Annotated in this window: 16 protein-coding genes and 1 pseudogene; 11 read left to right on the top strand and 6 right to left on the bottom strand. The window is 33.7% G+C overall.

The genetic code is table 11. From position 1 onward, the window contains the following. Positions 1-4: 4 nt before the first annotated feature. The 3 genes from ACZIYX_RS16645 to ACZIYX_RS16655 all read right to left on the bottom strand — a co-directional run bounded on the left by ACZIYX_RS16645 (position 5) and on the right by ACZIYX_RS16655 (position 2,153). On the bottom strand, positions 5-367 hold the full coding sequence (locus ACZIYX_RS16645; protein WP_462683382.1) for a hypothetical protein: 363 nt from the start codon (positions 365-367) through the stop codon (positions 5-7). A gap of 95 nt (positions 368-462) precedes the next feature. Beyond that, positions 463-1,233: a MerR family transcriptional regulator gene (locus tag ACZIYX_RS16650; RefSeq protein ID WP_462683383.1), complete on the bottom strand. Its 771-nt coding sequence runs from the start codon at positions 1,231-1,233 to the stop codon at positions 463-465. Between the two features lie 155 nt (positions 1,234-1,388). Then, the gene (locus ACZIYX_RS16655; RefSeq protein ID WP_462683384.1) at positions 1,389-2,153 is read right to left on the bottom strand and encodes a hypothetical protein; all 765 of its coding nucleotides are present in this window, start codon (positions 2,151-2,153) and stop codon (positions 1,389-1,391) included. 251 nt (positions 2,154-2,404) lie between these two features. Here ACZIYX_RS16655 and ACZIYX_RS16660 point away from each other — a divergent pair, with 251 nt between their 5' ends. The 7 genes from ACZIYX_RS16660 to ACZIYX_RS16690 all read left to right on the top strand — a co-directional run bounded on the left by ACZIYX_RS16660 (position 2,405) and on the right by ACZIYX_RS16690 (position 9,545). Then, the gene (locus ACZIYX_RS16660) at positions 2,405-2,722 is read left to right on the top strand and encodes a hypothetical protein (RefSeq protein WP_462683385.1); all 318 of its coding nucleotides are present in this window, start codon (positions 2,405-2,407) and stop codon (positions 2,720-2,722) included. Next, a complete protein-coding gene (locus tag ACZIYX_RS16665; RefSeq protein ID WP_462683386.1) occupies positions 2,719-2,862 on the top strand; it encodes a hypothetical protein in 144 nt (47 codons plus the stop codon). Before ACZIYX_RS16660 ends, ACZIYX_RS16665 begins: the two co-directional genes overlap by 4 nt. Before the next feature lie 95 nt (positions 2,863-2,957). Continuing rightward, a complete protein-coding gene (locus ACZIYX_RS16670) occupies positions 2,958-4,385 on the top strand; it encodes a hypothetical protein (RefSeq protein WP_462683387.1) in 1,428 nt (475 codons plus the stop codon). Positions 4,386-4,403: 18 nt separating this feature from the next. Then, positions 4,404-4,895, top strand: coding sequence for a hypothetical protein (locus ACZIYX_RS16675; RefSeq protein WP_462683388.1), 492 nt, complete (start codon positions 4,404-4,406; stop codon positions 4,893-4,895). After that, positions 4,892-5,173 carry a hypothetical protein gene (locus ACZIYX_RS16680; RefSeq protein ID WP_462683389.1) on the top strand — a complete coding sequence of 94 codons (282 nt, stop codon included), beginning with the start codon at positions 4,892-4,894 and terminating at the stop codon, positions 5,171-5,173. The genes ACZIYX_RS16675 and ACZIYX_RS16680 overlap by 4 nt, the downstream gene beginning before the upstream one ends. Positions 5,174-5,199: 26 nt before the next feature. Beyond that, positions 5,200-6,357: a glycosyltransferase gene (locus ACZIYX_RS16685; RefSeq protein ID WP_462683390.1), complete on the top strand. Its 1,158-nt coding sequence runs from the start codon at positions 5,200-5,202 to the stop codon at positions 6,355-6,357. A gap of 419 nt (positions 6,358-6,776) precedes the next feature. Continuing rightward, the gene (locus ACZIYX_RS16690) at positions 6,777-9,545 is read left to right on the top strand and encodes a T9SS type A sorting domain-containing protein (RefSeq protein ID WP_462683391.1); all 2,769 of its coding nucleotides are present in this window, start codon (positions 6,777-6,779) and stop codon (positions 9,543-9,545) included. Positions 9,546-9,897: 352 nt separating this feature from the next. On the opposite strand, the gene ACZIYX_RS16695 is transcribed toward ACZIYX_RS16690, so the two are convergent. Continuing rightward, a complete protein-coding gene (locus ACZIYX_RS16695; protein WP_462683392.1) occupies positions 9,898-10,971 on the bottom strand; it encodes a helix-turn-helix domain-containing protein in 1,074 nt (357 codons plus the stop codon). Positions 10,972-11,844: 873 nt separating this feature from the next. On the opposite strand from ACZIYX_RS16695, the gene ACZIYX_RS16700 reads away from it, so the two are divergent. From ACZIYX_RS16700 to ACZIYX_RS16715, 4 genes and pseudogenes are all read left to right on the top strand, one after another. Beyond that, positions 11,845-12,141: a hypothetical protein gene (locus ACZIYX_RS16700; RefSeq protein WP_462683393.1), complete on the top strand. Its 297-nt coding sequence runs from the start codon at positions 11,845-11,847 to the stop codon at positions 12,139-12,141. A 10-nt stretch (positions 12,142-12,151) separates the two neighbouring features. Next, positions 12,152-12,289: pseudogene (locus ACZIYX_RS16705) on the top strand (tyrosine-type recombinase/integrase); the annotation flags it as partial. 15 nt (positions 12,290-12,304) lie between these two features. Beyond that, positions 12,305-12,811: a helix-turn-helix domain-containing protein gene (locus tag ACZIYX_RS16710; RefSeq protein ID WP_462683394.1), complete on the top strand. Its 507-nt coding sequence runs from the start codon at positions 12,305-12,307 to the stop codon at positions 12,809-12,811. Beyond that, complete coding sequence (locus tag ACZIYX_RS16715; protein WP_462683395.1) at positions 12,774-13,367, top strand: IS630 family transposase; 594 nt, start codon at positions 12,774-12,776, stop codon at positions 13,365-13,367. Before ACZIYX_RS16710 ends, ACZIYX_RS16715 begins: the two co-directional genes overlap by 38 nt. 142 nt (positions 13,368-13,509) lie before the next feature. Here the strand turns inward: ACZIYX_RS16715 and ACZIYX_RS16720 are convergent, their stop codons facing one another. Then, complete coding sequence (locus tag ACZIYX_RS16720; RefSeq protein ID WP_462683396.1) at positions 13,510-13,998, bottom strand: hypothetical protein; 489 nt, start codon at positions 13,996-13,998, stop codon at positions 13,510-13,512. A gap of 91 nt (positions 13,999-14,089) precedes the next feature. Beyond that, on the bottom strand, positions 14,090-14,566 hold the full coding sequence (locus tag ACZIYX_RS16725) for an Hsp20/alpha crystallin family protein (RefSeq protein ID WP_462683397.1): 477 nt from the start codon (positions 14,564-14,566) through the stop codon (positions 14,090-14,092). Between the last annotated feature and the right edge of the window lie 144 nt (positions 14,567-14,710).

A 14,710-nucleotide genomic window follows, 5' to 3' on the forward strand; every position in this document is an offset into this window, starting at 1 on the left:
TATTCTATGTTTTAGAAAATGCCTTGGCAAAAGAAGATTTTGGATTGGATCTTGAAGTTATTTTACCCTCCGTATAGTTTTCCTCCTCGCTGGTAGCTAACAAATAACTATTCAAATCCTCCGTTTTATAGTATCCATATAGTTCCTCCCAATTCTCTGGATATTTTTTCTTTAATAGTTGCATAATCTTTCTGTCTACTTCGATATCTACAAGAAATCGGTAAGTCAATCTCTTATTCCCTCTATGAATAATCGGAATACCAAAACGCTCACACCATGCGATGGCTGTTCGTATATCTTTGGTTTTGATAATTTGGCATAGCTCCTCCATTTCTATTAATTTTCCATTTGTTCCGTTTTTTATCATTTTAATACTTCATTGCTGCTTCTCCAATGGTAGCGTAGGTTAAAGCAGTAGTGAAAAATAGGCATGACTTGTAGCGGTCATCTTGCTTTGATTACTTATTTTCTTTTAAAATTTGTTCGTATGGTACGGTGGGCTGATACGATCTTCCCGTTTTGTTGTTTGATTTCTATATTCTGGTACTCTCCTTCTTTGAGCAGTTTTTCAATTCTTTCCACATCCTCAATCCGTTCTGTTCCTTCAATACCATCCATCTCCCCATTGCGCTTCAGGATCTTAATGGTTCGGAAGTTTTTGTTCCTGAGTATTTGCAGTATTTGTATTTCTTCTTTGTTCAATCCTGCCAGATCACTAAACTCAGGATGCTGGTATACGGGTTCCAGATTGGATTTTACCGCTTTGTGCAATAGGATTGCCGTATGGTTTTCTATCTCCCCTGAAGCCAGCTTCGAGAAATAATCCTTCTCATCCAACATCCATATAGCATCCATTTCCGCAGCATAGGTAATAATGATATAGATAGGTTGGTTATAGAGCAAAACGCGAAGCGTATAATATTCCAATGCAGGATACTCGTTGTTATCCTCTGCTTTGATTTTTTCAAACAAGACCTCTTTAAAGGCTTTCATTTCTGCATGGGTAAACCGTAACTTTTTAAGTTCATTTAGAATACTGATCCAAACAACATCTAGTGGACTGTAGTAACTCCATTTGGTTGTGGCTTCGGGATCTCGTTTATCTTCCAGAACTCCTTCTGTTCTCCAGGTATGCAAAGTCATTCTGTGAATGCCCTTCATTGCCTTGGCTTCGAAAAGAAGTTCATTGATAGCTTCGCTATGTTTGGTAAAATCCTCTTTTTTTGATTTCATGTATGTCGTATTACTGTTATTGATACTGCTAATATACTAAATATAATGTCACGTAAATGTATCGTGACATTATATTTGTGTATGACTTTATATCGTTGTACCAATTTGAGCCTTCCCTTTATCCAGAAAAACCGAAATTAGCAGAACGATTCCTTTTACATATTACTTTTTATTGTCAATAGGGTTTTCAGGGCTTCGGTCTGTCCCTTCTGTGCTTCGATAGTCATGCGGTTACTTTCTGCCAAATCTGCATGCAGCTTTTCTCGGTGTTCTTTAAGCTGCGCTACTTCTACCTTTAAAGCTTCTATCTCTTTAGTGGTACGTTCCTGTTCTTTTTCCAGTTGTGTGGTGTTATGTTTGCTATCTATTGCCATCCAGCCCAACAATATAATATGGTCAAACACCTCTATCCTCATTTTTCTTTTTTCGGATACTGTAGACAAGGAAAAAGATAAAAGAAACTGTTCTTTGATGTGGTGTATTTTTTCTTCTATTTCCCTATAGTATTCTGTTTGCTCGGTAGTTTTTCGCTGTTCATTTTCCATTCTAAAGAGTTCCAGCCTGCGATCTATTTCCTGAAATACCTCTTTCACAGATTCCTCTTTGGAAGAAGGTAACCCCTCTTTATCGGATCGGATGGCATCTTCTGGCGCATACCCCAGATCATAGAAATAGTTGAAATCCACATTAAAATATCGGGCAATATTAATCAGTAAAAGATGTGGCGCACTTTTTTTCTTGCTTCCCTTTTTACCATCCCCCTTCATTTGTTCCACAATGTATTTATTGTTGGGGTAAAACCTGTACCCAAAAGAATAATACGAGGTAAATTCTAAATTAGTTTGGGTAGATTCGTGTTTTTCTATCAAATAATCCACCAGTTTAAGTAGCTGGGTATCTACAATATGGAACTCCTTCATGTTAAATTCACGTTAATCATTTATAAATATATTTTGATTATCAAATAGTTAACAAAAAATCGTAGCTCTTGTTACAGGCTAGTTATTTTGTAACTATATTTTACCTATATTTGATACAAAGCGGTTAAAAAATAACTTTTAAGTGTTTTTGTATGGTATATAAATTTTATTGAAGCAAATATATACAAAAACTACCTAATACTTAACTATTTTTTACCTAAAATTTGTAACAACTATAAAATTGTAAAGAAATGTACAGCAGAAAAGATTTTAAAAAACAGATAGAAATGCTCTATATCTATTACAAAGAGCCTGCCAGAGAGCTGATTAAACGATCTAAACTGACCAAACCCACAGTCTATAAGTTTTTAAAAGGCGGTGTTTTAAGATCCTATAATCAGGATACCTTAATGGAACAGGTTATTGCAATGAACGAGGAAGCCCTTGCGAAAAGAAAAGCATTACAGGAGCGCGCACAAAGGGTAGTACAATTGGAATTAGAGTTAGAGGGAGCAAACGGGTGTACCGCGATTCGATATGCCGCCAGAAAAAACCAACAGGGAAAATGAAAATACTACACATCAGCGATTCCCAGAACAAAGAACTTATGGGTACTGTAAAAGAGCTTTGCAAACGCAGGGCTCGTCCAACTACCACTCCCATTTATTTTAAAAAACTACAGCTTATAAAAGATGCCCTGACCAAATAAAACTTTTGGGCATAAGGTATACTACAATCAATTGCTTTGGGGCGATTGCAGGATCCTTATGCCTTGTTTTCAGGATATAAACACCAACAATTCTTATGATTATTGACTATTCCGTTTCTTTTCAAGTACTGGATCAATTTGTTTTTCGGTTTAATAAAGAACAACCCTCTATGGGGACCAAGGTTCGACAATCCATGATCGCAACTGCCAAAGAGATCATAAAGGTCTATGGGGTTTCCCTTATAAAATCGGATAAAGTACAACCATTAGACTTGCACAACCTTCCTTCCCTTCGGACCAACAATATGCAGCTTGCTAAAATTACACAGGCTAGTGGACGAACCATACAACGGCATATTGACCGATTGCTGGAATCGGGCATACTGACCAAAAAAGTATGGCATGGTTCCCACTCCTGTTATGAGTTGTTCATAAACCCCAAAATATTGTGGATAAGTGAGCTGGAACGTGTTAAAAACCCTAAAAAACGGGAGCAAGAGGAAAAAAAAATAGATACTGATAATCAAGTGTTTACAAATAATAAAAGCACAAAATGTCCGCATTCGTATACATATAAAACTACATATAAAAGAAATAATAGAATAATAGCTGTGGATAAGTTAAACGATTTGTGGACAGGAAATCCCGACCAGGATTGTGAAAAAGCAGAAAAAACACAAAGGAAAGACCTGTTTCAAAACGGAAACCGGATGGAAAATGTTTCGGAAAAGCAAACTGAAGCAGAAAAAAAAGCAGAAAAAACACAAAGGAAAGACCTGTTTCAAAACGGAACCCGGATGGAAAATGTTTTGGAAAAGCAAACCGAAGCAGAAAAAAAAGCAGAAAAAACACAAAGGAAAAACCTATTTCACAATGATGCACAAAGGAAAGATGCATGGCGGGAGCAAGTTGCGCCAAAAAATGATGCAGTGCAAGGGAAACACACCAGCGCTGAAAAAATCAGGGCGCAGCAAACTGGGGCGGTTGACAACCAGCATTCAGATGCTGCCCGCCACGCTTTCCTATTGCAACATGCCGATGCCCTGTGGGAATTTGCAAAGGAAAAATTATACAAGAATGCCTGGCTGACCAAAAAGCAATGTACTATTGCTAAAACGTTGCTCTACCAGTGGTACGAACCTGTATCCGATAGCAGAATGGAACACGTGCATCAGGTCTACAAAGATCGAATCCTCCTGGTGGAAAAGTATATCAAAAAAGCCCCTGACAAACGCTTTGTGACCTTGCCCTACCTGTATTTCAACCCGAAAAACCCCAATGGGTTTACTGGCACAAAACCTTGGCATGAAGCACAAAAAAAGCACAAGGTATCCCTGAAACTACAACAAATTGTACGCCGTCAGGTTCAAAAATTCAAAAGAAACGAGGCAAAGGACACCGCAGAGGCACGCCCTCGATTAACGGTGTTTCGCGAATGTGAACAACGTATTGGCAAACTACAGATCCCATCTTTATTACAACAATTCTATGCGGAAGTGTTGCAACCCAATGCGCAAATATAAATTCTTAATTATAAAAAAATGAAACAAAAAACCAGAAACAAAAAAAACCGTATCGGGCTAAAACTAAAAAAAGCAGTTCAAAATTTGCACATCGATGTGTTCGGATATGAACCCAAAGCAACCCAAAACATCCAATCGTATTTCACAACATTGTCCAGGGACACGGGAATACCAAAAGAAAGGTTAGTGGTGCGTATTTTCAGGGACAGTCCTGCCATGCGCGTTGCAGTATACTATCATGGTACAGCGGTAAAAGATATTTCCCTGCAGGAATTGGTTTTCTTATTTACTAATTCTACACCTAATGGACTATTTAACATGGAAGATACCGTCCGGGATGGGATGCATAGGTTTATGCAGGAATTTTCCCAAACGCATGCAGTGGACGTAGATCGATTGCATATTTGTATTAGTACCAATATCGATGCAGTGCGAATAAGAAGTTATGATGGTACAAAGGCTATACAGGACATTCCCTTAAAGGTATTGATCAAACACTTTATGAAATGAAAGCAACTAGGAAAAGGAAGCGATGGAACCCAAAGCAGCACTCCAGGTATAGAATGGTAGTCTACTTTAAAAACAGAAGCACTTCCTGCACCTTTTATTCTTTCGACTGGAAAAGTGGGTATTCCAGATGTTTAAATCCAGAAAAAGGGTTAAAAGGACTGTATAAAAAAATAGAAGAATACGGGAACAATGCACGCTGCATTTTAATCTACGACAGGACTACCAATAAATTAATAGAGAAATATTTTAATGGCGCTCCAATAGATTTAAAAAATTAAATAAAAACATAAAAAAACAAAGCAAAATGAAACAAATTCAGGAATTACTAAACACCCCTTCTTCACAGAATAATTTACAAAAAAGGAAAAAAAACCAAGATGCGGTACATCTATTGTTTGTTTCCCCTTTTGTGAATTCCAATGGTTATTATCGAATGCTGCTCCCTTATTTGGAGTTAGGTGCCACAAAGGAATATGAAACACGGGTAACCTCGGTCAAAAAATGGGATTTTACAAAAACCTATACTATTACTGAAGATAGTTTTAAAGAAGAGGATATACAATGGGCAGATTACATCATCTTTTCCATGCTTATCGAAAACTATACGTATGTACTACAGGCTTTAAAAGTCATCAACCCGGAGGTGCTCCTGGTAATGGATATAGAACGGCAAATCCATAATATCCCAAAAGCGCATGCAGATTATGCCGAATTCTCCGAAGAAAAGCAAGAGCAATTACTAAAAAACATACTATTTATGGATATAATAACCACCCCTATACAACATCTGTGTCAGATATACAGGAATTGGCTTTTTTGGGACCCAAAGGTTACCAAAGAAATAGAAGTGTATTGTATCCCTTCTTTGCTCTCCAAGATCGGATATGAAACGCTTGTCCCTGTTAGCAAACCCAAAGACAGTGTGGTAAGGATTGGAATGGTAGGTTCGGTAAGATCGGCAGCGGATTTTCGGTTTTTTCTTCCCGTATTTAAAAACATAAAAGAAACCTATAAAGACAAGGTGGAAATTATCCTATTCGGTTGGGATGGTAAAAACCCCAGCGGATATGAGCCTCTTAAAGAAGTTCCCATCACGTTTTATAAGTCCGTCAGTTTTTTAAACTACTATCAGAAATTGGCAGACATGCATTTGGATGTTATGCTCATCCCTATGCGTTCCATGTACTATTATCAATATGTGAATACCATAAAGTATATAGAAGCAGCAGCTCTTGGAATACCGGTAATAGCGTTACGTTGTTCTTCGTATGCCCAAGTAATTGAAAACGGTACCAATGGTATTCTGGCATGGAGAGTACCGGAATGGGAGGAAAAACTACGGCTTTTAATAGATTCCCCTGAATATCGTCAGAAATTAGGCGAGAATGCCAAAAAATCGGTTTGGAAAAAGCATGCGTATACAGAAAAGAACCTTCATATATTTAAACAAATTTTTATCTAGTATGTTTTTTGATAATATTAGCATGCTTATTTATAAATAGCTATTGTGTGCTATTCAAAATCATGGAAGTCACATAAAAGGAAATCCACAAGAAGTACTGAATGCAACAGCTTTTCTAAAATTAAAGCTTTTCGGTTCGTAGGAGTTTCATTTCCAATATTTTTTGGTATACTTTGGTAGTTTATTACTTGGATCTTTGCTAGAAACCTAAAAACTGTTTGGGAACTGAATGCTTTGTGTGTTTAATCCGAGAGAGTTGATTATTTCTTTAGAAAGCATAAAATGAGCCTTGAAAAATAACGATTATAAGTTTTGTAATCGTTATTTTTTTAAAAGAAGTTTTCTAAAACTATTTTTCACTTTTTTGGGTAACAGAGAATAAATACTGGAACATATCAATCAAAACAAACTTGTTAAGTATGAAAACAAAAAAGACCTCAAAACTTCTGTTCTTATTTTTGGTGATCTCCCTCTATGGGCAAAACCTATGTAGTCAAATTAATTTCAGTGATTCTGTGTTAAAACAAAAATTACTGACAGCAAATACAACTACAAATCAAATTGCTTTTGATATCAATGACAATCCTATTGCCATAGATATCAATCCCGCAGATGGCATTATCAGCTCACTAGAAGCTGCTACTGTTTACAAATTGAACCTACGATATAGTTACGGTAGCCGAATTTCAAGTATTGAAGGGCTACAGTATTTTACCAATCTAAAATCCCTGGATCTTTATAATAACAATATTTCTAACCCAAATCAATTATATGCTTTGAGTGCTACCTTAGAAACTTTAGACATCAGTTTTAACCGATATTTAGAGAATCAAAGTTTGCAATTTTCGGGAACCAATTTAAATAACTTAGTGAATCTAAAGGCATTCGCTATAGGGCTTAGTTCTATTAATATTACAGGATTAAGTAATTTACAAGAATTAAATCTATCCTATAATCGGTTGACCAGTCTAAATCTTAGTGGATGTAGTAGTCTCATTACGGTCAATGCCAGTAGCAATAGAGATCCTAACCTTTCCAATGGCGGAATCACTACTTTAACCTACAATGTGGGCGATTTATTAAACGTTACTAATTTAAACCTTTCTACAAATAGGTTTTCTGCTTTACAATTGGCAGATTTTCCCAATCTACAAACTTTACATGTTTATGAGAACGATTTGACGACATTAGATATTTCCTCATTGTACCAATTGGTGGAATTATCGTGTAACAATAATCATATAGGAAGCATCAATTTTGGAACTATTAATCAATTACAATATCTGTCCTGCAGTTATAATAATTTACATAATCTAGATGTATCTAACCAAACTTCTTTATTGTCCCTAAACTGCCATAAAAATTATCTAACAAATCTGGATATTAGCAGCCTTTCTAATCTTACCTCTCTAATTTGTAGTAACAACCTGCTAACTACGCTAGATGCCTCCACCAACAGTGAACTATCTGTCCTTATTTGTTCTGATAACAACTTGACATCCATGATCCTAAAAAATAATGGCCCTTTTATGGATGGGGAGAGTTTTGGTTTTTTTAACAACGATAATTTAACCTATATCTGCGAAGACGCTGGTCAGATCAGTTATATCAACACCTACCTAGCTCAATATGGATATACAGGGGTAACTGTGGATTCTAATTGCGGGATTGACCCTCCTTGTGATTTAGTAGCGATTCCAGACCCTAATTTTGAACAAGCATTATTAGATCAAGATATTGACACTGACGGTTTATTAAATGGGACAATATGCAGAGCCGATGCTGAAGCAATATATGATGCACTAATCGTCTCAAATAAAAACATTAACGACCTTACTGGTATTGAGGCTTTTATAAATTTAAAAAAAATTGACTTTTCGTGGAACAATGTTTCTTCAGTAGATTTTTCTCATAATGTACACTTAAAAGATATAGTTGGCATTGTTAATCAATTAGTTTACATTAATATCGATAACTGTCTAAATTTAAATTTTTTAAATTTAAGTGGGAACCAATTAACTAATGTTAATGTTTCAAACAATTTATTTTTGTACAGCTTTTCGTTGAATTATAATAATTTACAATCAGTAAATTTACTTAATAACACACTTCTTACATATATTGGTGTTGGACATAATAATCTTTCCAGCATAGATGTTACACAAAATACAGATGTAACAATAATGGATTTAAGTTCTAATAATCTAAATCAAGTAGATTTAAGCCAAACAGTTAATTTAGGTACTTTATACTGTAGCGGAAATCAAATAATAAATTTAGATTTGAGTAATAATAGTTCTTTGGGCTATCTATATTGTGACAATAATCTATTGACAACTTTAGATTTAAGCAACAATCCTTTAATCATTGAATTATTAGTAGCAAATAATTTTATAGAGTATATTGACTTAACTTATAATCATAATTTAGTACGTTTTAATTGTGACAACAATATTGGTTTGACTTATCTAAATATAAAAAATGGTAATAATAATATAATATCCATATTTAGAGCTTTAAACAATCCAGATTTAACATGTATAATGGTTGATGACCCAACATATTCTGGTAATCAAACAAATTGGTTTAAAGATCCTATTGCATCTTATAGTACTTTTTGTCCAGTACCACCAATATTAGAACCTATTTCTCCAATATATTGTAGTGCTGATTTAAGAAATTTTACTTTACAATGGGACCCTATATCTGGTGCTGAAGGTTATCAGGTTGAAGTTATAGTAGGTACTTCTACAACATCTCAATTTTATAATCTAAATGCTAGTCAAACCTCTATTACACTGAAAAAATCAAGTAGTAAAACAAAATGGAGGCTAAGACCTTTATATCAAAATGATGGGATTTGGTCAGAATGGGGATTTGATTGTTTATATTTTACTGATCCAATTGACCCAATTGGTCCATCCATTTCTTTCCAACCAAAACAAGCACTTGATAATAATACACAATTAACAATTTATCCAAATCCTTCTAAAAAAGGAACTTTGCTTAATATTGATTCTCAAGATGTTATTAAAAGTTTAAAAGTTTTTAATATAAATGGTCAAACTGTTTACGAGACTACTGAAGATATTCGTGAAATCAATATTAACAATTTAGAATCAGGAATTTACATGGTTGGCATTGAGACAATTGAGAATACAATAACTAAGAAAATCATTATTGAGTAATCTTTTAATAATTATTTAAGGTTGCTTATTTTATGAAACCTATAAAATGGATAGTGCAAATTGTACTATCCATTTTTAATTATAACTAAATTTAGATTATAGGTTTTTTAAAAGCTCCCCTTACAGAGGTTTATTTGATTGGTATAAATGCATGATATGGCTTAAAAAAGAGGCAATCGCTACCAAATCAACTTCAGCAAGGTTTTTTTTGAAATTTGAAATAAGCGTAGTTTTAGACCAGTAAAATAATGTGGTTTAGTATGATTCAAATTTATTCAGACAAATTTTTATCTAATACAATTAAATTATACTTTTCCATTCGAGTACTTAAGAGCAATTATCCCGATTGCTCTTAATTTTTTTTTAAATAATCATTCAATTTTATCTGTTCTTTCTTGTAGAATGCACGTGCAAAGACTTGGGGGGAAGAAAACCCAAGTTCATTGGCAATTGCAATTAACGTGTATTTCCTAAACTTTTCGTCTGTCCGTAACCGTTCTTTAAAGTGGTCTATTCTAAGATCATTTATATATTGTGTAAATGATTTGCCCTTTCTGGTATTTACAATTTGGGAAAGATATTTAGAATTTGTGTTCCAATTCTTTGCAAGGGAAAACAGGGTTATTTTCCTAACAAGGTATTGTTTATCCTGTTCAAATTTTTCAAATTTAAGAAGAACATCTTCAACAAATTCCTTGGCTAATTGAATTTGCACACTTTCCTCTTTTTCTTGAAGTTTTTTCAGTACCAGAGCTTCTTCCCGTCTGTGCGTAATAAATTCAAGGATGTGCGTAGTGATAATTGCAGTTAGTCCAAAATTCATTATGGATTGCTGTACCCCCTGATAATCCCCCAGGATGACCGTTATAATCATAGCCGTTATCGAAAGTAATCCCAGAAAACCTGCGATAACCCTGTGTTTGAAATATTTCGATCTCTTTTTCTCTTTCTTTTTAAATAGTTGCAGCAAAACAGATCCTAAATGAACAAGAAAGATCAGGGATAAAAGCAAAGCAATACTTAAAAATATCCTTTTGGAAAATTGCAGGTCTTCAGAAAAGTAGTACGGAATTATAAAAGAGACTAAAAAAGAAACCCCCATAATATAGCTTAGGGGCTTTGCCCTTAGAAATTTGAAAGGAAAGATTCGGAATTCTACATAAATGTAATATATTAAATATATGGCAGCAACAATCCCTCCGCCATAGGTCAGAATGTTTTGAATAAAGATCGATAAGGGGATGTTTGGATCTGGTAATAATCCTGCAAGTACATTGTGGAGTACAAAAGTTGCAATAAGGATTAAAAAGCGCAGTCTGGATCGATCATTTGGTCTGGATAAATAAAATAATAATTGCGCAAATAAAACCAGTACTTGTCCAATAAGGATTACAAAAGTAATCCAATGCATTTGTGTGCCAAACATTTAATTTCTTTTAAATAGAAAAACTATAGATACAGAATACGTTGTGGTTATATAATACAGGGTAGGACAATTGTATTATTTTAGTAACCTCGTTGAAGTATTGGGTAGGGTTCTTTATCCTCTTAATTAGGAATCAACGCAGGTAACCTCTTTTCTAAAGATTGTACGAACCAAGGAAAAGTGGTAGTAATAAATAATGGGGAGAAAACTCTATGGTGTTTTTATATGGACATGTCTTTTTTAAAGTACTGGTACATTTCATTTGGTGTGCCTTATTTGATGATGAAAATAGTTATTCTTAAATGTTGTTCCTAAAATAGTTGGATTAACAACACTAAAATAACAACCTTCTACACGTATCGTTTCAGCAATTAACTTAAATTAACATAACATTTTAAAAAAATAACATTTTTACTCGTATTGATTTATCACTTTTCATGAAAAACAATATAACTTTTCATGAAAAGCAATAAATTTTACTTTTTATTTACCCCCTATTCCTTATAAATTTACACTTCCTACCCCATCATTTTTTTAACAAACAACTTTTATTAAAAATCGTGATCAGAAATAATATGCTGTTTATCTGGACTACTATACACTTTTTGTCAAGAAATGTTCCTTGCCATTTCTTGATAAAAGAATAGTTATAAAATACCGATACGCTTGATTTTATTTGTTTGCAATAAATAGCCCGTAAAGGTATTGGAGAGCATCTTAATAATCGTGTACAAATGACTACAAACGACTAACGATAATGATAAATAGAGATTTGGAATTATAAAATGAGCAAAAAACAGAACTGTTTTAAAGGTTCTGGAGTACTGTTCTACAGGGAATTAAAAATTAATGGAAAACAAAAATCAAAACAAAATGAAAGTGAATTTTAGTATTACTTGGGGGAAAACAAAATTTTATGAGGAAGGGCAACGACACCTGACTATGGATTGGAGGGAAACAGAAGGGTTTCCCAGAAAAGGGGAAGCTATCAATATTGCCAAGTTTATACGGGACAATTACAACCCCAACGAAACTTTTACCTATAAAAATGAAGATCGGAATGTGTTTGAATGGATCGAAAATGTGATAGGCTGGCAAATAGAAGAAGTGAAATGGGATTATGAAAACGGGGCTGCTTTTCTACATGTTTTTATAGAAGAAAGAAGATAGTTTTGCTACACATCTATTAGAGGAAGGAGTAGATTTACGATACATTCAAGTTTTATTAGTACACAATTCCAATAAAACAACTGAAATTTATACTCATGCCGCTATAAAAAAGTTTAATATCATTTCTTTTTTGAATTTTCTCAAATAAGTTGTATTTTTAGGTATGGCCAAACATATCAATCTCACAGTTAGTGAAAGTATTAAAGAGCTGAAGTCTTCTCTAGCTAAACAACCTACCATTTTGAAGCGTAGCCGTGTAAAAGCTCTATTATTGATTAAAGAAGGAAAAGTTGTCTATACCCGTGACATTTCTAAGAAGTTAAAATATGATCGTAGAACGGTCTATAACTGGCTTAAGACCTATGAATCTCAAGGATTGGTTGGATTGATCAAAGTTACTAGTGGAGGCAATAACACTCCAGTGCTATCCTCTGAGATTAAGCATGGTATTAAGGAAAAGCTTTCTCAACCCGATACCAACATTACCAGCTATGTTGAATTATTGGATTGGGTAAGGTCTACTTATGGGGAAGAGGTAAAATACAAGACTCTTTACACTCATTGCCGTAATCATCTGAAAAGCCGGCTAAAAGTTGCCAGAAAATCACACTACAAAAAAGATCCGCAGGCTATTGAAGCCTTTAAAAAAACTACCCAATACGCTCGATGAAATTAGAACCAGTCTTGATAAAAATAAATACACTAGTGTGAACCTTTATTTTCAGGACGAATCCCGTTTTGGACTAATGACCAAACAAAAACGTGTGTTAATATCTAAAGGGATCCAACCTGTATGCAACTATCAACACAGTTATAAGTGGCTTTGGTTATGGGGGTGTTTTTCTCCAATAACAGGAGATGCATTTTATTGGGAAACTCCTTTGGTATCAAATGATATTTTCGAAAAATTCCTTGAAGATTTTTCTAAACAAAACCCCAAAGAACTTAAAATAATAATCATGGATAATGCAGGGTTCCATGCTTGTCAGAATATTCAAATCCCTGAAAATGTAAAGCTCATAAGAATACCACCATATACCCCTGAGCTTAACCCTGCTGAAAAAGTATGGCAATGGATGAAAGATAGAACAGCAATGAAAATGTTCTCTTCAACTCAACAATTACAACAAAAGATAACCCAATTAGTACATCAGCTTAATCCTGAACTAATAAAATCAATTACTGCATACGAAATCTATACAAAATTATTTTATGAGAAATTTTAAATCCGAAATGGTATAAAAACTTAAAAGATTTACTAAATTAGCTACTCACATAAGAAATATATGTGTACCAGTACACATACTTTATTGTTGTGTGTAATGCGAGAGAAACGGCTGAACACAAAAGAAAAAAGACGAAAACAATTTAGTTTTCGTCTTCAGGTTTAATAAATTCGGACTGATATTTTTCTAAAAACTTCTTTTGTCTTTCAATCATTTGTTGCCTTATTTTATCAATATCCATAAAATCCTTTCCAAAAGGACTTTCAAAAAAATCATCATTAAAAAAACGTTTGCTAAAAAGGGAATCTTGAGAAAAAACATCTTCAAATCCTTCATTTTCAAACCTTGAAAAATTTGTAAAAAACCTTGATTTAAAAGATTGCATCAAACTATCTCTATCAAAAGAAGATAGATTATCGTATTTACTGTTGGAAGACCAAGAATAAATACTATCATATCTTATTAAATTTCCATTTTCGTCAAATTCTTTATCAACTTTCCAAGTGCCTTTAGGCACTTCAACTATGTTAGTCTTATTTTCTTCTTTTTCATTTTTTTTAGTTTCATTTTCTTGTCCTTTGCAACTAACACTTAACAAGCCGACCATAAACAATAAAATATACTTTTTCATCACTTTAGATTTTAAGTTAAACTTATTATTAAGAGGATGCTGAAAAACCAGCATCCTTCTCAATATTTTACTCTAAAACTTAGTGAAACAGTTATGAAATCTTAATGCTTCTAGCAGGCTTTTGTTTAGCCTCTTCTTTTTTTGGTAAAAGAATATTTAGAATACCATTTTCATACTTTGCATTAATTTTTTCATCATTTACACTTTCTGGTAAATTAAAGGTTCTTTTGAACGAAGAGTAACCAAACTCTCTACGAGTATAGTTTTCTTCCTTGTGTTCATTTTCTTCCTTCGTTTCTGTAGAAATCGATAATACTTGATTATCGAGGTCAAGATGGAAATCTGATTTTTTTAAACCAGGAACAGCCATTTCTACTATAAAAGCGTCAGCAGTTTCCTTAATATTTACTTTTGGTAAAGTAATACCAGTATTGAAATTTGAAGTAAATACTGATGGTAGGTCTCTATTAAAAATGTCATCTAACCAATTAGACAAAGTTGGGAAGTTTTGATTTGAATTGCTGTTCACTAAACTTCCTTTTTTAGGAACAGTTGCTAAATTGCTCATAATTAAAAAATTTAAATTAAACATTATTTCAAATTTGAAATCTTAATTGATTTCGATTTGAATAGAACAAAAAAAATACCAAAATAAACGTAAGCCTCCGAGCAACTACGTTGTGATTTTTTCTTGATATCCTGGCAGTAGTTC

This window comes from Aquimarina sp. (assembly GCF_977115655.1).